Source organism: Candidatus Flexicrinis affinis (assembly GCA_016716525.1).
In the GTDB taxonomy this organism is placed as follows: Bacteria; Chloroflexota; Anaerolineae; order Aggregatilineales; family Phototrophicaceae; genus Flexicrinis; species Flexicrinis affinis.
The window spans coordinates 1,220,876-1,240,394 of record JADJWE010000001.1; the positions used below are offsets into that span (position 1 = coordinate 1,220,876).

Below are 19,519 nucleotides of genomic sequence, written 5' to 3' on the forward strand. Positions count from 1 at the left end.
CGATGTTTGCTGCTGTTCTATCCGATCGCCTCGGCGTGACCGCCGACTATCGGAATCCTGTGCCGGGAGCGCATCAGTGTTTAGTGCGCGTGATTTCGGCCGGTATCTGCAACACCGACCTCGAATTGGTGAAGGGTTACATGGGGTTCCGCGGGGTGCTCGGGCATGAGTTTGTCGGCATTGTCGAGCACGGGCCAGGGCATCTGATCGGCCGGCGCGTGGTCGGGGAGATCAATGTCGCGTGCGGTAAGTGCGATATGTGCCGCGATGGCGTCCCGTCACAATGCCGGAATCGCACCACCGTGGGGATCGACCGGCACGACGGTGCGTTTGCCGAGTATCTCGCGCTGCAGACGAACTGCCTGCACGTAGTCCCCAACAGCGTGAGCGATGACGAAGCGGTGTTTGTCGAGCCGTTAGCGGCGGCGCTTGAGATCCTGGAAATGGAGCCGATCCGTCCAACGGACGAAGTCGTGTTGATCGGTGCTGGGAAGCTGGGCCTGTTGTGTGCGCAGGTCATCAAGCTGACCGGCGCGAGGCTTCGCGCGGTCACACGGCGCCAACGGCAGGTCGACTTGCTGCGCAAGTGGGGGATCGAGCCCGTCCGCATCGACGACATTGCGCCGGCGAGTGTCGATGTCGTCGTGGATTGCACCGGGGCCAGCGAAGGTTTCGCCGCCGCGTTATCGCTGGTGCGGCCGCGCGGCGTTATCCACCTCAAATCGACGTACGTCGGCCTGCCTCTTGCGGACCTAACCAAAGTCGTGGTGGCTGAAGTTCGTGTGATCGGAAGCCGGTGCGGTCCGTTCCCCGCAGCACTGCGGCTGCTGGAAACGAAGGCTGTCGACGTGCTGCCGCTGATCGATGCACGCTATCCTCTGCGGGAAGCCGTGACGGCCTTCGAGCACGCGGCACGGCCCGGTGCGCTCAAGGTTCTGCTGGACGTTACGCCGCGGGAACGGTGAACGAAAACGTCGAGCCGCTGCCCGGCGCGCTGTTGACCCAGATGTTGCCGCCATGCGCTTCAACGATTGTTCGGCAGATGGCGAGACCGAGACCGGTGCCCTGAACCCGATTCGCGTGATCGGCGGCACGGAAGAACTTGCGGAACATATTAGGCAGGTTGTCGGCGCTAATGCCGTCGCCCGTGTCTGCAACGTCGACCTGAACCATACCGTTGTCGGCGCTGTGCGCGGTGACCTTCACCGATCCACGAGGCCGGTTGTACTTGATTGCGTTCGTCAGCAGGTTGAGGACGACCTGCTTGATCTTGCCCTTGTCTCCGACGACGGCGGCTTCCGGTACCTCGAGGCTGATCTCGATTTCGCGACCGGCGGCTTGCGGCTCGACAATGGCCATGCAGTCGCGGATGAGCGGATAGAGGTCGACCACATCGCGCTCGATCTCCGCCCGTCCAGACTCGAGCCGCGCGAGGTCGAGGAAGTCCGACGTCAGCGAAATCAGCCGGTCGGTCTCGTCCTCGAGCAGATCATGGACCTCGTCACGCTTATCGGCAGGTAGGGTTGGGCGCTTCAACAAGTTGACACTGGCCTTCAGCGCTGCCAGTGGCGTACGCAGTTCGTGCACCATTTCCGAGATGAAATCACTCTGCATGAACAGGCGGGCATTCTCGATAGCGACACCTGCTTGGCTCGCCAATATCGTCAGCAAGTTGATGTCTTCACCGGTGAAGCGGCCGCCGATTTTATTGACGGCCTGCACGACGCCGATCACGCGCGTGTGCGTCTTGAGGGGCACGCCCAACAGGTTTCGAGTCTCGAACTTGATTTCCTTCTCAATGTTTCGGAAGTGGATTGGCTCTTTGGTCACGTCCTCGATGACACGCGGCTCGCCATGTGAGGCAATCCAGCCGGCGATGCTGCGGTCCATCGGGACGACGATCTTCTCGGTTTCCTGCGGGCGTAGGTTCGAAGCGATCTCGAAGCGCAGCTCGCCCGTCGACGGGTCGATCAGGAGGATCGAACACGCCTCGACTTTCACGACATCGACGACAGCCAGCACGATTTGCTGCAGCAGTGTCCGGTACTCGAGCGTCGAATTCAGATGTTTGGTGATCTCGAGTATTTTCCGATAGTCCTCGAGCTGCTGCTCGGCGTCGGCCATAGCGTAGGTATCACCCCGGGATCGTCTGGGCGAGCTTCATGAACTGATTGGCGATCACGGCGCCGGGTTGCTGGAGTACGATCGGGTTTCCCGCTTCCATCGCCTGATATGCGATTTCGGGTGCGGCGGAAATCATCCCGGCGACCGACTGTCCCAAGCGCGCTTCGACATCGGTCCAGGTGATCATGCCACGGGCCAACGGCGTGCGATGGATGACGACGATGTGGATCGGCTTGTTGAAGTCGTTCTTGATCGCCTCGATCAGATGCTCAGCCGCAGCGATAACCATGGCGACCGGCTCGACGAGGATGACCAACTTGTCAAGTGACGGCAGCATGCGCGCTGTCAGCTCACTGTATCCTGCGCCGAGGTCGATCACGATCGGGTTGCCAATCGCCTTCAAGCCGCGAATGATCGCGTTTGCAGCGTCCGGCGTAAATCGCAGCTGCGCCTCGCGCGGATCGGCAGATGCGGCCAACAGGCGCAATCCGCTGCCATGCGTGACGAGGTTTTGCATCAGCAGCGGCGCTTTGATCTCGTTGACCGGCTTGCTCAACACGTTCGCCATTCCATCGAGATTTTTCAGGCCAAGCGACATGCCGGCGTGTCCTGCGCCAAGCCGGAAGTCGACCAGAATCGGACGCCCCTTGTTTTGCTGGTGTGCCGCGGCGAGGTTGACGGCAACCGTGGTTGTGCCGATGCCGCCCTTCGCGCCTAACACGCCAACAGCGACCCCTTGCGGGCGCACGCTCTGCGAACTGGTCTGGTTGCGAGCGAGCACGGCCTTAATGCGTGATGCGAGCTCGGCAGGGTGGGTCGGCTTCGTCAGGTAGTCGTCAGCCCCGGCCTCAAACCCGGCGACCTTGTCGTCGATCAAGGTCTTGGCCGTGAACATGATAATCGGAATAGGCCGTGTCTCGGGGTTTGCCCGCAGCCTGCGGCACACTTCGTAGCCATCCATGTCCATCATCATGATGTCGAGGATGATCAGGTTCGGCATCTCTGCCAGTGCTTTGGACAGCGCCTGTACACCGGAATTGGCAATAGCCACGTCGTAGCCCTGCCGTTTCAGCATCAGGCTGATCAGCTTCAAGCTCTCGACGTCGTCATCGACAACCAGAATCTTTTCGGACATTGTGCGGCTCCTCCGCAGTTATGATAGCGAGTATCGCTCTCCTGCGCGATAGGTTGCCGACGCGGGTTTTGCAGTGCGGAATGATTTCGGGCGCTTGTTCGCACTGCCGCACGCGTCTTCACGCAGGGAGTCAAACCGTTCCATCGTTGTAACTATCAGCATAACATGCCCTGCCTCAACTCGGAATTGAGGCGGAGGAGCATACACCACCATTTCGTCAGTCAGCCGCGCGCCGATGACACGCCCCTCATACTTCGTCTGTAAGTCGAGGTCGCCGATTTGACGGCGGACCCACGGCGAGGTTTCGTCGATGCACAGCTCCGACGTCTCCAAGTGTGTAAGGGGATTGTACAGCACATACGTGATAAAGTCGCTAACGACTGGCCGGGTTGTGGCCAGCAGCATGAACCGCGCTGCGATTCGAAAGGGGCTAATCACGCGACCCGCACCTGCACGACGCAGCGATTCGTCGTCGGTCGGAACGCCCTCGAAATCGGATATGCCACTGCGCCTCAGCCCGCTGGCAAACCGGCCGTTCTTGGTCACCACAAGGACCGCATCGAGCAGCGGCATGCCCTCGGTCAGCATGTAGCCGATCACGATGCTCGGCATGATCACCCGCGTTGCCGCGGCCTCGATACGTATCTGCCGCTCTGGCTCCTCATAGGGTTTCACGGTCCTCAACACGCGCAGCGCTCATATGTGATCTCGTATGACCGCGCCTCAAGTACGCCGCGACCAATGACCGGGGAGGGGGTCTTGAACGGCGTTTCAACCAATGCTATACTGCTGCCGTCTACGCCACCGTAGCTCAACGGCAGAGCATTCGCTTCGTAAGCGACAGGTTAAGGGTTCAAATCCCTTCGGTGGCTCTCCAACGGCCTGCATGCTCTGATGCAGGCCGTTTTCGTTCAGGGGGCACGGGTGTGAGCACGCAGCACGAGATAGGCGTACCGTTTACGATTGGCGTTGCCGGCGGGACAGGCTCAGGCAAAACCACCGCCGCCATGGCGATCGTAGAACGGGTCGGCAGCGACAAAATCGCGTATCTTCCCCACGATGCATACTACCGCGAGTTAATCAACCTTCCACCCGATAAGCGCGCTACGGTGAACTTCGACCATCCCGACTCGCTGGATACGCCGCTGATGATCGAGCATATCAAGCGTCTGCGCGACTGGGAGCCTGTGGAGATCCCGGTCTACGACTTCACGATCGATGCGCGCACCGACCGCACGATCCACGTCGATCCCCAGCCGATCATCCTGGTTGAAGGGATCTTGATTTTTGCCGAGCCGGAGCTTCGCGATCTGCTCGACTTCAAGATCTTCGTGGATACCGACTCCGATATCCGCTTTATCCGCCGCCTCCAACGTGACATCCGCGAGCGTGGCCGCTCGGTCGACAACGTGATTGAGCAGTATCTTCGAACGGTGCGGCCCATGCACCTTGAATTCGTTGAGCCAAGCCGCCGCTATGCCGACATCATCATTCCGCAGATGGGCTTCGATCATCCGGCGATCGACATGGTCGCTGATCGGGTTCGCGCGCTTGCCATGCGTGGTACGCCGCCACACCTAAGTCGTTCCTAAGGCGTCACAGATAGGTCGCTGAGAGTCGTGTGTTTCCGGCGGTAGAAAGTGCTATATTGCGATTATTGTTACTTTCTGCACAATCTACAAAGAGGTGCGCACCGTGTCCGGAATCCGTGCTGGTCAGCTCGTCAACATTCTCGCGTTGGCGGCCGTTGTCGCTTTCAACTTCATCTCTCAGTCGCTGCCGCTGAACGGCCAGACCAGCGCTGAGATCGCGAACCGCTACTCGAACATGCTGTACTTCCCAGCCAACTATGCGTTCAGCATCTGGGGAGTCATCTACACGTTCCTCATCATCTTCGGCGTCTATCAAGCGCTTCCCAGTCAACGTGATAACCCGGCCGTTCAGCGTATCGGCTACCTGTTCGCGGCCAGCAGCGTATTCAACATCGCATGGCTGACGTGCTTCCACTACAACCAGTTCGCACTCAGCATGGTAATGATGCTGCTCCTGCTGGGCACCTTGCTGGCGATCTACATCCGGCTTGGCATTGGCGTGTCCGAGGTGAGCCGCGTGACGAAGATTGCCATCCACGTTCCGTTCAGCATTTACATCGGCTGGATTACTGCCGCGACGATCGCCAACGCCGGTTACCTGCTGGTCGATGCGGGTTGGGATGGGTTCGGCATTTCATCCGAGGTATGGGCCGTTATCATGCTCACGGTCACGGGAATCGTCGCCGCCGGCATGGTGTGGCTGCGGCGCGACATCGCTTATGGATTGGTGATTGTTTGGGCGGTTAGTGCGATTGCGGTCCGTCACGGCGCCATCTCGAGCGTCGCGGTGGCTGCCGTGGCCGTCGCCGGGCTTACCGCCGTGCTGGTCGTCCTAGTCGCGCTGCGGATGTTCGGTGGCGGCTCGTCACCCGCCGTAGCAGGTTCCGCGCGCGCATAACACTCGACACTACAGGCATCGAATCAAGGCGCTCGGGGTTCATCCGCGAGCGCCTTTGTGTTTAGAACTCAGCCGGGTTCCGCACTTGAACGGGCCGGCCCTTCACAAGGATGTCGCCGTTCGCGTCGCCATTGAGCGCCCAATCGTCGTTGGCGACAAGGTTGACCCAAAAATCGCCGCGCACCTTCAGACCCGGTAGATTGTCGCGGTCGGCCTGACGATCGTGGCTGATCTTGCGGATTTCGGCCACTTTAGCCATCAATTCCTGCTCGGATACACCGGTGTCGCCGACTCTGCTTCGGAGCGGAACGTTAAGTTCGGTCTCCGCGCGCGTGATCAAGCCGTGCATTACGCCGAAGTTGATGGCGATATCGAAGAGCAGCGCGAGGCTCAACGGAAGCTGAATCCCGCGCGGCGTCGCGCTGATCGACAACATGCGATCCCAATACGCCTCCGTCGCGACCTCGTTTTGGACGATGCGCATCGCGTCCTCGTCGGCTGCGGCGACAAGCAGGTCGTGCATGCGCTGGTCGTCGCGCAGTGCAGGATCGCGCGCGAGGATGCGCGGCAGGTACTCGTTGCGCAGCATGTCGGCAACCGGCGTAATCGACCGTTCCAAGTAGCGGCGAATAACTGTCCCCAAGCTCCCGCTTGAGAGCGTGAACTGAAAACGCCCGTAGCTAACGATTCCGGTGTCGTAGTTCTGGTAGGCCGGGTAGCCTTTACCCTCGAAGACATGCGTAATGGCAAATGCGGCCCGGCGCACACGCTCCAGACCAAACACGCCGGTGATGGGACGAGTAGGGACCGGCAGCGGCGCTTCTGCCCCGGCGCGGGTAACGGTAAATACGAACGTCCGCTCGCTGTAGACCCCATAGCCCTGTTCACTGCAGTCCCCGACGATGTCAAGCAGATCGTCGCGGATATAGCCAACAGCGCCGCCGTGGAAAGTCAGCTTGAACCACTGATAGATCTTGCCGTCCTTGGCTTTGTTCTCGGCATCGGGCGTGACGTCGAGGATTCGCAAGCTGTCCATGCCGACCGGCACCGTGAACGCGACCTCAAAATTGGTGCCGGGACCGGAACGCACGTTGACTTCGGTGACGGATGGGATATGTGGGATGCCCCGCACGACAGCGACACAATCAGACATGGTAGGCCCCCGTAACATCACGACTGACATGACACATGCTTCGGATTGTAGCGCAAGTTCCTAGATTAGGCGTCCATAATAGCCGGAGTGCTTTGTACGATGATGCGCGATAATCACACTGTCGAATGCAGGCGAATCAGGCGAATACCTCCCATGACTCGATTGAATCTCTCTCTTGTCCTTGTCTTGCTCGTCACCGCGATGGCCTCGGCGCAATCCCTGCCGCCAGCCCAAGTCGTCAACGACGAAGGCGGGCCGGTCGTCATCACAGGCTCGGTGGCCTATACGAGTCCGTTCTTCACGTCCGGCGTTGCCTCTCCACTCGTGATCCTCGAAGACCAAGCCGGATTTGTGGATCGCAATGAGTACTTTGTCTTTCCGCCAGAATCGCAAACGCTGGGTCAGATCACGTCCGACTTCTATACATCGCCGTTTACGTACAGCGTCGCCCTGCCCATCGAGCCACAGGGGACCCTGCGGGACGTTGACAACGACAGCGAGCAAGAAGTCGGTGTCATGGTGTTCGCGGTGGCCTACTGGAACAACGTGTGGGGCGATCCGTTCTTAGAGGAACGCGACTTGTCCGGCGGTGGCTGGTCGACGGCCTATGCCTCAACACGCATCAGCGAAGACCCCGAGAAGCGGATGGAAATCATCGGCGGCAAGTTTCTGATCTTTGCGCCCGAACCCGGCCAGGGCTTCCCGAGCGGATTCGGCGCTGATGGACTACTGTTCACTGATGACGACCCGATTGTCGAGGTGCCGCAGGGGTATTCGGTCGTTGACATGGACAGCGAGCCGTTCGTCTTTGACCGTTCTCAAGAGCAGGTCATCGATTTGATCGAGCCTGAAGGCGCGGCGCTGGTCGACTACAGCGGATTGAGCTATACGGATGCGTTCGATGCGATGGTCGAAAAGCTGCGCAACGAGTACGCGTTCACCGAGTACAAAGGGCTGGATTGGGACGCGGTGGTCAAGAAGTATCGCCCGCGCTTCGAGGAGGCCGACCAACGCGGCGACCGCCAGCTTTATCTCGACATGCTCTCCGAGATTATCTGGGGCTTCCCGGATGGACACGTCAGCGTGCGGCCCTTCAGCCTGTTTGTCGATCGCGTCCGTACAGCCGTCGAAGGCGGCGTGGGGATTGCCATTCGCGAAACCGACGACCGCGAGTCCTACGTCGTCTTTGTGACGCCGAGCAGCCCCGCCGCGCAGGAGGGAATCCGCCGCGGTGCGCGCATACTGGCCGTCGATGGCCGACCGATCGAGGACGTCATCGCGCGGACCAATCCAATCAGCGAGACGTTTAGCACCGAACACAACCGGCGACTCGCGCAGGCGCGCTACGCGTTGCGGTTCCCGCTCTCCACCGGCAGCGTGGAGATCACATACCAGAACGCCGGATCATCGCCCGTCACCGCGACACTTCAGGTGGTCAACGAGTTCGACAGCTTCTTCTACAGCCCCGAACCGGCGTTTACCGGTTACGAACTCCCACTGGACTTCCGTGTATTGGACAGCGGCTTGGCCTACGCGAAGATCTACTCGTTCAATGACAACGACCTTCTCACGATTCAGCTGTGGGAGCGGATGATCCGTACGGTGATCGATCAGGGCGCGCCCGGCCTGATCATCGACATGCGCCAGAACGGGGGCGGCAACGGGTTCATCGCCGATCAGATGGCCGCTTACTTCTTCGACGAACCGCTGGTGGTCGGGTCGCGGGGGTACTACAACAAAGAGGCGGGGGAGTTCATCTTCGACCCGCGCTCGGTACAGCGGATGTACCTGCCGGCCGATGACCTTCGCTACTTCGGACCGGTCGTCGTTCTGATCGGGCCCGATTGCGCCAGCGCATGCGAACGATTCGCCTATGACCTCTCGCTCGAGGACCGTGCCGATGTTGTCGGACATTATCCGACCGCTGGCCTTGGCGGCAGTGTGGACGACTTCGTGATGCCCGAGGGCGTCATCGTGCGCTATACGGCGGGACGCTCGCTCGACGCCGACGGCAACATTCATATCGAGAGCCTCGGTGTGCCGCCCACGGTTCGCGTGCCGGTCACGGTCGACACGCTGTTGTCGGACGGCGATCCGATCCTTGAAGAGGCCGAACGCATCCTGCTGCAGTTTTAGGCCGTTTGCCGGGGCCGTGCCGATCGCAGGGGCGGCCCCGGGTTTCGTTTTGAATGAAACACGAACTCTGTTTGAGTGAAAGTATACGAAAATGTTCGACTCTTTATGTTTAAGCGGTATAATGCCGGTTATATGATGAGGTTAAACGCGCCAGATCAATTGGCTATGGATCAAGAGATGGTTTGGAACGTCGAACAATTCAATAATGTCACCGTGCTCAGTTTGAAGGGCGCGTTGAACGGGGACAGCGTAACGTCAATTCAAGACGCCGTACTCAGTCAAATTCAAGAAGGGAAACAGGTTCTCCTCGACCTCGCGGCAGTCCCTTACTTGTCCAGCGCGGCGCTGCGCTTTCTACTCTCTCTGTACCGCACAATTCGCGACAAGAACGGCACGATGGCCTTGGCGGGCCTGACGGACGATGTTTCAGACGTCATGTCGATGACCGGCTTTCTCGACCTGTTTCGTACGTACAGCGACCGTGGAACTGCTCTAGCGCTGATGTAACGCCCCAATGCTCCAGCGCCAACCTATTGATCAACAGCCGACGCATACGCACGAAGGTTTTCGTTTGCGCGCCGGTAAGCCGTATCCGTTTGGCGCGACAATTACCCCCAGCGGCGTGAACTTTGCCGTCTTCTCGCGGTATGCGACTGAGGCGTGGCTCGTCCTGTATCACAAGGGCGCACACGAGCCGTATGTTGAGATTCCGTTCTATCCGGAGTTTCGCGTCGGCCACGTGTTTGCGATGCAGGTGTTCGACATCGACATCGAGGATCTCGAATACGGCTACCGGATGAACGGTCCACACAAACCGCGTGAAGGCCACCGGTTCGATCGCAACAAGGTCCTGCTTGACCCCTACGCCAAACTAATCAGCGGTCGGGACGTGTTCTGCGAGCCGCCCGACCCCGACAATCCGTTCCCGCACCGCGCGCAGATCCTGCTGGACGACTACGATTGGGGAGACGATCAACCGCCGAACATCGCGCTTGAGGACCTCGTCATCTACGAAATGCACGTGCGCGGCTTCACGCGGCATCCCTCCAGTCAGGTGCATTACCCGCCGGGCACGTTCGCGGCCGTCCGCGAGAAGATTCCCTATCTCCTCGAACTCGGCGTCAACTGCGTTGAGCTGATGCCTGTCTTCGAGTTTGACGAATATGAGTACGACCGAGTCAATCCCCTGACCGGCGAGCGGTTGATTAACTATTGGGGCTACAGCTCGCTCGGGTTTTTCGCGCCGAAGGCGGGCTACGCCGGCACGGGCCGGTACGGGATGCAGGCTGACGAGTTCAAGACGCTCATCAAGGCGCTGCACCAGAACGGCATTGAAGTTATCTTGGATGTCGCTTTCAACCACACCGGAGAGGGCAACCACAAGGGCCATACGATCAGTTTTCGCGGGCTGGACAACAAAACGTACTACATGCTGGGGCCGAACGGCGAGTACCTGAATTTCAGCGGCACGGGCAACACGCTCAACTGCAACAATCCGGTCGTGCGTGACATGGTGCTCAACTGCCTGCGCTACTGGGCCGCGGAATATCATGTCGACGGGTTCCGCTTCGACCTTGCGACGATACTGGGCCGCGACACCAACGGCATGCCGCTGGCGAATCCGCCTTTGCTAGAGGCTCTCGCCCACGATCCGGTGCTGGCGAACTGCAAGCTGATTGCTGAAGCGTGGGACGCGGGCGGGTTGTATCAGGTTGGGACGTTCCCCGCGTACGGGCGTTGGGCGGAGTGGAACGGAAAATACCGCGACACGATTCGGCGGTTTCTAAAGGGCGACAGCGGGCAAGTGTGGGAAGCGGCAGAACGCATACAAGGTTCGCCGGATATGTATGGCGAGCGTGGTACGCGTGCTTCGATCAACTTCGTCACATGCCACGACGGGTTCACGTTGATGGACCTCTACAGCTACGATCGCAAGCGCAACGTCGCCAACGGCGAAGACAACTTCGACGGCCACAATGATAACCACAGCTGGAACTGCGGGGTCGAAGGCCCGACGAACGACATCGATATCCTCGCCTTGCGTCGACAGATGGTCAAGAACGCCGTCGCCGTCCTATTCCTTAGCCAAGGCGTACCGATGATTTCGATGGGCGACGAGGTCGGTCACACCAAACACGGCAACAACAATACCTACTGCCACGACAACGAACTGAACTGGCTCGATTGGACGTTGATTGAGAAGAACGCCGACCTGTTCGAGTTCTTCAAGCATGTCATCGCCTTCCGCAAGGCACACCCGATCCTGCGCCGTCGCCAGCACTTCACCCATCGCGACGAGGTCGGCAGCGGCTACCCGGACATTAGCTGGCACACGACAAAGCCATGGGTAACGGACTGGTCGCAGCATAACCGTACGTTGGCGGTGTTGATGTGCGGCAAGCACGGCGCGCAGTCTGGCGTACGCGGTGCCGCGCAGGATGACTACGTGTACATGGCGATGAACGTCCACTGGGACGATCACCGGTTCGAGATCCCGTCGCTCCCCGATGGTATGTCGTGGTTCCGGTTTTGTGACACGTCGGCCCACTCCCCACATGACGTCTGTGTACCCGGCGACGAAACGGTGCTTGCACAGCAGCGATTCGTGACGGTGGCCGGGCGCTCGATCGTGATTCTCGTCGGTAAACCAACGCCCAAGGCGCCGCGCTCACGCCGTCGCACATTGTCGTAACTGCGCGCGGCGTGCTATCCTTCGAGACACGCTCCTTGGGTCGAGTTGAAAGCTCTCGCGAATGAACCAGACAACCGGTGGATCGGACATCACCACACTGATCGCGCTGTACGGGATTGTGGCGTTGGCCGCACTGTGGCTGGCGATGATTGTGTGGACCAACCGCGACATGCGCGCCCGCTCGCGTGATCCATTGGCGCAGGTGTTCGTCACCGCGATTGTCGCGCTGCTCAACATCCCCGGCCTGTTGATCTATTTCCTGCTGCGCCCGCGCGAGACGTTGGCCGAGGCCTACGAACGCTCGCTGGAGGAAGAGGCGCTCTTGCAGGAGATCGAAGAGAAGCCGACGTGTCCGGGTTGCAGTCAGCGTGTTCAGGCCGGTTGGCAAGTGTGCCCGCACTGCCACACCAAGCTCAAGAAGGCCTGCCACAAGTGCGGCAACGCGCTGGAACTGCCGTGGACGATCTGCCCGTACTGTGCGGCACAGCAGGTCGTAACGAGCACGGCGGACGCCGGGACGGTCCGATCGACTCCGGTCACGGATACGGGGCGAGCGGCGATGGCCGAGCCACGCCGGCGCCGGCGCGACCTTCAGGCGGGGCGCACAGAACAGACCCCGTCGCTGGAGTTTGTAGACGGCGAGTAACCCGCCGTGATTGAACGGCTGGGGTGGAGCGTCCGCTAGCCCGGGAACGACTCCCCGATTCGGTGAACCTTCATCAGATTTGTCCCGCCGCCGAGCCCGAACGGCACGCCAGCTACGATGACGACGATATCACCTTGCGCGGCTATTCCCGCAGCTTGTGCTTGCACTGCGACAACACGGATCATCTCTTCGATCGTCTGAAACTGATCGACCAGCAGCGGGATCACGCCCCACACGAGCGCCATTCGGCGGTACGTCGATTGGCGCGGTGTAACGCAGAAGATCGGCGTCGTGGGGCGTTCGCCGGCGACGCGCTGCGCTGTAAAGCCGGTGAGCGAGGCCGTGACGATGGCCTTGGCTTTGAGCGCCTCTGACACTTGGAACGTCGATTCACAGATGGCGTCAGCGATGCGCTCGACGCCTTCGAGATGCTTGTCGTCCTGCGTGCGGCCGGCGGGCAGGTGAGCCTCGGCGTTACGGGCAATATGCGCCATCATGCGCACGGCTTCTACGGGATAGTCGCCGGATGCCGTTTCGTTGCTCAACATCACGGCGTCTGTGCCATCGACGATGGCGTTGTAGACATCGCTGGCCTCGGCGCGGGTTGGGCGGGGGCTGTGCTCCATCGAACTGAGCATCTGCGTGGCCGTAATGACGGGCTTGTTCACCTTATTGCACAGCGAGATGATGCGCTTCTGATGGTATGGCACGTTCTCGGCGCCGATCTCGAGGCCGAGGTCGCCGCGCGCCACCATGACGCCGTCCACGCCCGCCAAGATCGACTCCATGCGGTCAAGGGCTTCGTGCTTCTCGATCTTCGCAATGAGGCCGACATCCTCGTGGCCGAGATGACGCATCAGCCATCGCATCTCCTGCACGTCGTCGGCGCTGCGGACGAACGACATCGCGATGAAGTCTGTGCCTTGTTCGAGCGCGAACTCGACATCCTTACGGTCCTTGTCGGTAATTGCGCGCATGCGATGTTTCGCTTCACGCGCCATGACCCCCTTGCGCGACGTCAGATTGCCGCCGATGACGACCGTACAGTTGAGCTGCTGCGTGGAGGTCGAGTCGACCTTGAACTCTAGATTGCCGTCGTCTAGCAGAAGCGTCATCCCCGCGAGAACATCTGTGATAAACTCGGGGTGGGGAAGCGGAATGATGTTGTCAGTGCCGTCGGCCTTCTCATCTAGCGCCATCACGACCTTGTCGCCCGATTTCAAAGGTATGCCGGCACCTTTGATCTGGCCGATGCGGATTTTGGGGCCTTGTATGTCGCTTAAGACAGCAACGACCGTGCCCTCTTCGGCCGCAATGCGGCGAACTCGTTCGATACGCGTGGCATGGTCGTCATGCGTGCCGTGGCTGAAGTTAATGCGCGCGACGTTCATGCCGGCGCGGATCATTTGTCGCAGAGTCTCCTCGTCTGAAGACCTCGGGCCAATCGTCGCCACGATCTTGGTCTTTTTTCCACTGAAGAGCGGACTGGTCACGGTACCACATCCTTTCGCAAGTCAGTGCAAGACTATGCCCAAGATTGTTCTGCAGGGCAATAGTGCGAAGTATACAGTACCCGGCCTGAAGTGCTTATCGGTCGCTAAGGCGGAATTCATATCCGGTTCCAACGAATTCGTTACCACTATATGGGTCTGTAACGACTGGTAGAACGGTAAATGACGACATACTTGCCAAACTCCTGGGAATACCAACTGCTGGCTTGGGCAGAACAGGCCCAGCAGTCGCGCCGCGATACGGTGACGGGCGAGTCGGCCCCGGGGCTGTCGTCTGCGTATGCCTATTGTGCAGCTGTCACACGTCAGCACAGCCGCACGTTCTACCTCGCCAGCTCCATGCTTCCTGCCGATAAGCGGCGCGCCGCGCGGGCGTTGTATGCGTTCTGCCGTGTTACCGATAATATTGTCGATCATCCGCAGGGCGATCCAGCAGCAAACTTGGAGGTGTGGCGTGCGCGCCTGAATGCGTCGAACGCCTACCCGAATCCTGTTATCGTCGCGTGGACCGATGCGAAGACACGGTTCGGTATCCCGAGCGGCTACAGCGACCAGCTCATTGACGGGGTCAAGCGCGACCTGACTCAGAAGCGCTACCAGACTTTTTCGGATGTCGCGGAGTATTCTTACGGCGTTGCATCGACCGTGGGCCTGATGGCGATGCACATCACCGGGTTCAGCGGGGACGAGGCCATTCCGTATGCCGTTCGGCTCGGTGTTGCGCTGCAGATTACCAACATCCTGCGTGACGTGGCGGAGGACTGGAAAGCCGGTCGCGTGTACCTGCCGCAAGACGAACTTGCAGACTTCGGCCTTTCCGATGCCGACATCGGCGCGGGACGTGTTACAGACCGGTGGCGCCGCTTCATGCGTTTTCAGATTCAGCGCAACCGCGCCCTATACAACGACTCGTGGCGCGGAATCGCACTACTCGACCCGGACGGCAGGCTTGCGATCACCGCGGCAGGCAAACTGTACGACGCCATCCTCAGCGACATCGAGCGGCACGACTATGATGTCTTTAGCCGGCGGGCACACGTTCGCTTGACCGGCAAGCTCAGCCGTCTGCCGACGATCTGGTGGATGAGCCGGCGGGCACAGCAGCATTAGGCGACAGGCCGCCAAGGAAGGCGCTCTCCATGCGTTATTTTGGGTTTCTGGCTCGATTTGTCATCCTGCCGTTGGCCGTCCTGCGCGCCTTGCTTTGGTGGGACCGCAGGCGTGGCCGGTCCATGCCCGAAGAACTGACAAACTGGCCGGAAGACAAGGTGCTGCTCGCACATGCGGCGGTTGCAGTAGCGTACACGACGATCTGGGACAACTATCTGGTTGCGTCAAAGATCTGGGGCTACGACCGCAAGCTCGTAACAGGCATTCGATTGGGGTGGGTGCCGATTGAGGAGTACTCGTTTTTCGTTCTGCAACCGCTGCTGACTGGTTCGCTGCTGCAGACTATGGCACGCCGCATCGAAGCGGACCCGCCGACCGGGAACACGATGCCGGTGGAGCGCGCAGCGGTGACCGCCGGGATCGGCGTCGTTTGGGTACTGTCGCTGCTCGGACTGTTAAAGGGCGGCCCGCGCCTGCGCTACTTGACGCTGATCACAAGCTGGGCGCTTCCGCCGATCATGCTCCAAACGGCTTTTGGCGGCGACATCTTGTGGCGCCATCGCAAGATGATTGCCAGCGCGCTGATCCCTGCATCGCTGTATCTCGGTGCCGCCGACAGCCACGCGATCGAAGCGGGAACGTGGAACATCAGCCCCAAGAAGACGCTGGGTCTGAATGTCATCCCGCACCTGCCGGTCGAAGAGTTTCTGTTCTTCTGCCTCACCAACACCCTCCTCGCATTTGGCGTGACGCTGGTCCTCTCGAAGGAGAGTGAACAGCGCCTGCCGGAATTTCTTAAGGTGCGTTATGAACGATTCAAGGCGCGATACATATCGCGAAACCACTAGACACGTTGACATCTGGGCGTTCAATCGCCGGGTGTCGCGGGAACTGCTCTCATGGAATATCGTCAACATCGCTGCTGGTGCTGTGCTCAGCACGAAAGGTGTTCTGCTGCGGGCTATCGGGTCGCAGAGCATCGGTTGGGGGTTGATCAACATCGGAATCGCCGTTTTCGGCCAGAAGGCGGCGAATCGGCGCAGGGAGTCGCTGCCTGATCCCGACTCGCCCGACGTACAAGCCCGAGAACGGCGCAATCTGACTCGCTTGCTCGCCATCAATGCTGGTCTTGATCTGTTGTATATCTGGGGCGGCTTCCGCTTAGCGCGGAGGCGTGGCGCCGGTCCGCGCACGGTGGGAATCGGCATCGGAATCATGGTTCAGGGGCTGCTGCTGTACTTGTTCGACAAGTCGCTGCTTCGAGACCTTGAGCCGGCGCCCGTCGAGAAACCCGCGTTTGAGGAACCGATCGGTTCGATCGGGATGACGCATGTTTCCGACAACTGATGCGTTCACGGGCGACGAACACCGCCCGTTCACACTGGTGGGCCATCGCGGGGTCGTCCTGTTGGTGCATGGATTTCCCGGAACGGCTGACGATCTGCGCCCGTTGGCGGAAGAACTCCACGCCGCGGATTGGACGGTCGAGGCGATGCTGCTGCCCGGGTTTGGGCCGGAGATCGCCGTACTCTCGAGCAAGACGGCGCTGGATTGGAAGGCGGCGGTGGTCGACAAGCTCGGCCAGCTGCGCCGGCGCCATGGCCGCGTCGTGGTCGTTGGGCATAGTCTGGGCGGCGCGCTGGCGATTTCGGCATCCGCCGGGCAGTCGCTAGACGGTCTCGTTTTGCTTGCACCCTTTCACAGGATTAATCACATCCTTTGGCAGGCGCTGCCGGTCCTGCGATTCGTCATGCCTCAATTCAAGCCGTTCAGATTGTTCACACCCGATTTCGATGATCCTGAGTTTCGCAAGAACACGGCGCGCATGATGCCGGGAATAGACCTTGACCGTGACGATCATCGCACGGCGGTGCGCGACTTCGCCGTGCCGGTCAACCTGTTCGCCCAAATTCGTGCGGCGGGCGTAGAGGCATACGCCAGCGCGCCCAAAGTGCACTCCCAGACGCTGGTCGTGCAGGGCCGTGAGGACACGCTTGTGCTGCCGGCCAACACGCGCAAGTTGGCCGCGCGTCTGGGCGGTACCGTACAGCATGTCGAGATTCCCGGCGACCACAATCTGAATGCCCGCGACAAGCGATCGTGGCCGCACGTTCGAGATGCCGTGCTGCGGTTTCTTCAGGTGCCCGAGGTCGAAAGGGCGCCCGCGTGATCCGGTATTTGCGTGGTGTTTCCGATCCGTCGATCTATCACGGTTTCGGCCGCAAACCGCCGTACTTCGAGGGCTGGTATTTCAAGCACGTCAGCGCCGATCGGAGTCAGCGGTGGGCGATCATCCCGGGCGTGTTTTACGCGGAGGATTCATCGCAAGATCATGCTTTCGTGCAGGTGCTGGACGGCGTGCAGGGCTGCGCGTCTTATCACGAATATCCGGTAGAGGCGTTTTGGGCGGATCGCACGCGTTTCGACATTCGCGTCGGTCCGAACTGCTTCAGCAGATCGTCGCTGACAGTCGACCTCGTAGGCGAGCGAACTGTGTCCGGGACGCTGGAATACGTCGAGCACACCAACTTGCCATGGACCATGCTGCGACCCGGTATCATGGGGCCGTTTGCCTACATTCCGGCTATGGAGTGTTATCACGGTCTCGTCAGCTTGGACAACCGTATCCGCGGCTCGCTTGTGATTGACGGCGTCACGGTCGACTTCACCGACGGAGTCGGTTATCAGGAGAAGGATTGGGGGACGAATTTCCCATCCGCGTACATTTGGCAGCAGAGTAACCACTTCAGCACGCCCGGCTCGTCGCTAAGCGCGTCGATTGCCCGCATTCCCTTGTGGGGTCTGAACTTCCCGGGTTTCATCGTTGCGATGTGGCACCATGGACGGCATTATCGCTGGGCGACGTACACCGGTGCGACGGTTACCCGGCTTGCCGTGACGGATAGCGCAGTGGAGTGGATCGTGCGCGACCGCAATTTCGTGCTGCAAATGCACTCGCAGCGCGCTCAAGGCGGCCTGCTGAAGGCCCCGATTCGGACGGAGATGCACCGCCGGGTTGACGAGACCATGAACGCGCGTATCCACGTTCGGCTGACCGACCGAGCCGGGCGCGTCATCGTCGACGATGTCGCTGAATGCGCCGCATTGGAGGTCAACGGCGAGATTCACAGGCTGGTGACGACATGATCGCTCGCATCGAGGCGATGCAGCTTCGGATGGCCCCCGCGGTGTTGGTCGCGGTCGGCGCCTGGGTGCTTTCGATGATTGCGCTCCCGATCGCACGGTGGGTAGCGGGCGATGGCGTTATTCCGGCGATGACGACCGTGAGCGCCTTGTTTCAGGTCTCGGCGGTGCTGATTGCGCTCCGCGCTACGTGGTCGACTACGCGTGTCGCAGCGACTTTCGCTATCGTGGCAGTCCTGACGTTTGGCGCGGAATGGCTTGGGTCGACGACCGGTGTGCCCTTCGGCGACTATGCGTATACCGATGGTCTGCAACCGCAGGTCGCAGGCGTGCCGCTGCTGATCCCGGTCGCATGGATGATGATGCTTGGCCCGTCGTGGGCCGTCGCGCAGCGGGTCACGGCTGCGCTTCCTTTTGGTCCGCTGCGCACGATCGCGTTTGCTGCGATAAGCGGTGCCGCGATGACCGCGTGGGACCTGTATCTCGACCCGCAAATGGTGGCGTGGGGCTTCTGGCAGTGGGCTGAACCCGTGGGGTACTTTGGAATTCCATGGGTCAACTTTGCGGGGTGGTTCGTCGTGTCGTTTCTTGTGACGTTGACCGTGCGACCTGCGCCGGTTAATGCACCCCCGCTGCTCGTCATATACGCCGTCGTGTGGGTCTTTCAGGCGATTGGCATGGCCGTGTTCTGGGGACTGGGCGGGCCAGCGGTGTTCGGCTTCGCCTCGATGGGACTACTCTTGGCTCTCAGTATCCGCAGGCGCGGCCGGCTATGAACGGCCTAGTGTTCTTCGCCTTCGGGTTCTTCTGCGGGGCGCTTCCGCTCGCCGTGTGGCTGGGACGCGTCGGCCTGCGCCGAGACATCCGCGAGGTCGGCGATCGGAACCCCGGCGCGTTCAACGTGATTCGCTCCGGGGGACTGGCATGGGGCGGCCTTGCGATCGTCCTAGAAGTGTCCAAGGGTGCGCTTCCAGTCGGTATCGCCGCGCAGGTCGTGGGTTTGTCCGGTTGGGAGCTTGTGCTCGCGGGGATCGCCCCGGTGCTCGGTCACGCGTATTCGCCGTTTCTTGGGTTCCGAGGCGGTAAGGCCGTCGCTGTGACGCTAGGAGTCTGGATCGGGCTGTCGCTGTGGACTGTGCCGGTCGTAGGCGTGCCTTCGCTCGTCGTCTACACCCTGTTCACCACTGTGAGCGGGTGGGCGGTCATGCTTACGATGGGCAATATCGCGGTCTTGTTCGTGCTCGTAGACGCACGCTGGGAGTGGTGGATCGTGCTGGCTGTGAACATCGTGGTATTTGGCGTCAAGCACGCACTGGATCTCCAGAAGCCACTTCGAGTAACGACGCCGGCTAAGCGCCTGCGCAAAGACTGAACGGCT

19 protein-coding genes and 1 tRNA gene are annotated in these 19,519 nt (G+C 60.5%); 15 read left to right on the forward strand and 5 right to left on the reverse strand.

Annotated elements, in window-relative coordinates; all coding sequences use genetic code 11:
- Positions 1-2: 2 nt before the first annotated feature.
- A complete protein-coding gene (locus IPM16_05160) occupies positions 3-965 on the forward strand; it encodes an alcohol dehydrogenase catalytic domain-containing protein (GenBank protein ID MBK9122498.1) in 963 nt (320 codons plus the stop codon).
- Here the strand turns inward: IPM16_05160 and IPM16_05165 are convergent.
- From IPM16_05165 to IPM16_05175, 3 genes are read right to left on the reverse strand one after another with little or no spacing between them, the layout of a single operon-like run.
- Entirely contained in the window at positions 946-2,124 is a 1,179-nt protein-coding gene (locus IPM16_05165; GenBank protein MBK9122499.1) for a GAF domain-containing sensor histidine kinase, read from the reverse strand. The genes IPM16_05160 and IPM16_05165 overlap by 20 nt on opposite strands.
- Before the next feature lie 10 nt (positions 2,125-2,134).
- Positions 2,135-3,259: a response regulator gene (locus tag IPM16_05170; GenBank protein ID MBK9122500.1), complete on the reverse strand. Its 1,125-nt coding sequence runs from the start codon at positions 3,257-3,259 to the stop codon at positions 2,135-2,137.
- An 18-nt stretch (positions 3,260-3,277) separates the two neighbouring features.
- Positions 3,278-3,934, reverse strand: coding sequence for a hypothetical protein (locus IPM16_05175; protein ID MBK9122501.1), 657 nt, complete (start codon positions 3,932-3,934; stop codon positions 3,278-3,280).
- 125 nt (positions 3,935-4,059) lie between these two features.
- On the opposite strand from IPM16_05175, the gene IPM16_05180 reads away from it, so the two are divergent.
- The 3 genes from IPM16_05180 (at position 4,060) to IPM16_05190 (ending at position 5,749) form a co-directional block, all read left to right on the forward strand.
- Positions 4,060-4,131: transfer RNA gene (locus tag IPM16_05180), tRNA-Thr, on the forward strand.
- Positions 4,132-4,203: 72 nt separating this feature from the next.
- A complete protein-coding gene (udk, locus tag IPM16_05185; GenBank protein ID MBK9122502.1) occupies positions 4,204-4,851 on the forward strand; it encodes a uridine kinase in 648 nt (215 codons plus the stop codon).
- A gap of 103 nt (positions 4,852-4,954) precedes the next feature.
- Positions 4,955-5,749, forward strand: coding sequence for a tryptophan-rich sensory protein (locus IPM16_05190; GenBank protein MBK9122503.1), 795 nt, complete (start codon positions 4,955-4,957; stop codon positions 5,747-5,749).
- 61 nt (positions 5,750-5,810) lie between these two features.
- On the opposite strand, the gene IPM16_05195 is transcribed toward IPM16_05190, so the two are convergent.
- Entirely contained in the window at positions 5,811-6,902 is a 1,092-nt protein-coding gene (locus IPM16_05195; GenBank protein ID MBK9122504.1) for an SH3 domain-containing protein, read from the reverse strand.
- A gap of 153 nt (positions 6,903-7,055) precedes the next feature.
- On the opposite strand from IPM16_05195, the gene IPM16_05200 reads away from it, so the two are divergent.
- From IPM16_05200 to IPM16_05215, 4 genes are all read left to right on the forward strand, one after another.
- Positions 7,056-9,038: a PDZ domain-containing protein gene (locus IPM16_05200; GenBank protein MBK9122505.1), complete on the forward strand. Its 1,983-nt coding sequence runs from the start codon at positions 7,056-7,058 to the stop codon at positions 9,036-9,038.
- Positions 9,039-9,215: 177 nt separating this feature from the next.
- Positions 9,216-9,545, forward strand: a complete 330-nt coding sequence (locus tag IPM16_05205; protein ID MBK9122506.1) for an STAS domain-containing protein — start codon at positions 9,216-9,218, stop codon at positions 9,543-9,545.
- Positions 9,546-9,552: 7 nt separating this feature from the next.
- The gene (glgX, locus tag IPM16_05210) at positions 9,553-11,730 is read left to right on the forward strand and encodes a glycogen debranching protein GlgX (protein MBK9122507.1); all 2,178 of its coding nucleotides are present in this window, start codon (positions 9,553-9,555) and stop codon (positions 11,728-11,730) included.
- Positions 11,731-11,791: 61 nt separating this feature from the next.
- Positions 11,792-12,376: a zinc ribbon domain-containing protein gene (locus tag IPM16_05215; protein ID MBK9122508.1), complete on the forward strand. Its 585-nt coding sequence runs from the start codon at positions 11,792-11,794 to the stop codon at positions 12,374-12,376.
- A gap of 35 nt (positions 12,377-12,411) precedes the next feature.
- Here the strand turns inward: IPM16_05215 and pyk are convergent, their stop codons facing one another.
- Entirely contained in the window at positions 12,412-13,869 is a 1,458-nt protein-coding gene (gene pyk / locus IPM16_05220) for a pyruvate kinase (GenBank protein MBK9122509.1), read from the reverse strand.
- Positions 13,870-14,049: 180 nt separating this feature from the next.
- Here pyk and IPM16_05225 point away from each other — a divergent pair, with 180 nt between their 5' ends.
- From IPM16_05225 to IPM16_05255, 7 genes are read left to right on the forward strand one after another with little or no spacing between them, the layout of a single operon-like run.
- Positions 14,050-14,997, forward strand: a complete 948-nt coding sequence (locus tag IPM16_05225; protein ID MBK9122510.1) for a squalene/phytoene synthase family protein — start codon at positions 14,050-14,052, stop codon at positions 14,995-14,997.
- A gap of 29 nt (positions 14,998-15,026) precedes the next feature.
- A complete protein-coding gene (locus IPM16_05230; protein MBK9122511.1) occupies positions 15,027-15,845 on the forward strand; it encodes a lycopene cyclase domain-containing protein in 819 nt (272 codons plus the stop codon).
- Positions 15,805-16,344: a hypothetical protein gene (locus IPM16_05235; GenBank protein ID MBK9122512.1), complete on the forward strand. Its 540-nt coding sequence runs from the start codon at positions 15,805-15,807 to the stop codon at positions 16,342-16,344. The genes IPM16_05230 and IPM16_05235 overlap by 41 nt, the downstream gene beginning before the upstream one ends.
- A complete protein-coding gene (locus IPM16_05240) occupies positions 16,328-17,167 on the forward strand; it encodes an alpha/beta fold hydrolase (protein MBK9122513.1) in 840 nt (279 codons plus the stop codon). Before IPM16_05235 ends, IPM16_05240 begins: the two co-directional genes overlap by 17 nt.
- Positions 17,164-18,144, forward strand: a complete 981-nt coding sequence (locus IPM16_05245; GenBank protein MBK9122514.1) for a hypothetical protein — start codon at positions 17,164-17,166, stop codon at positions 18,142-18,144. Before IPM16_05240 ends, IPM16_05245 begins: the two co-directional genes overlap by 4 nt.
- Complete coding sequence (locus tag IPM16_05250) at positions 18,141-18,917, forward strand: carotenoid biosynthesis protein (protein ID MBK9122515.1); 777 nt, start codon at positions 18,141-18,143, stop codon at positions 18,915-18,917. The genes IPM16_05245 and IPM16_05250 overlap by 4 nt, the downstream gene beginning before the upstream one ends.
- Entirely contained in the window at positions 18,914-19,513 is a 600-nt protein-coding gene (locus IPM16_05255) for a glycerol-3-phosphate acyltransferase (protein MBK9122516.1), read from the forward strand. Before IPM16_05250 ends, IPM16_05255 begins: the two co-directional genes overlap by 4 nt.
- Positions 19,514-19,519: the final 6 nt, after the last annotated feature.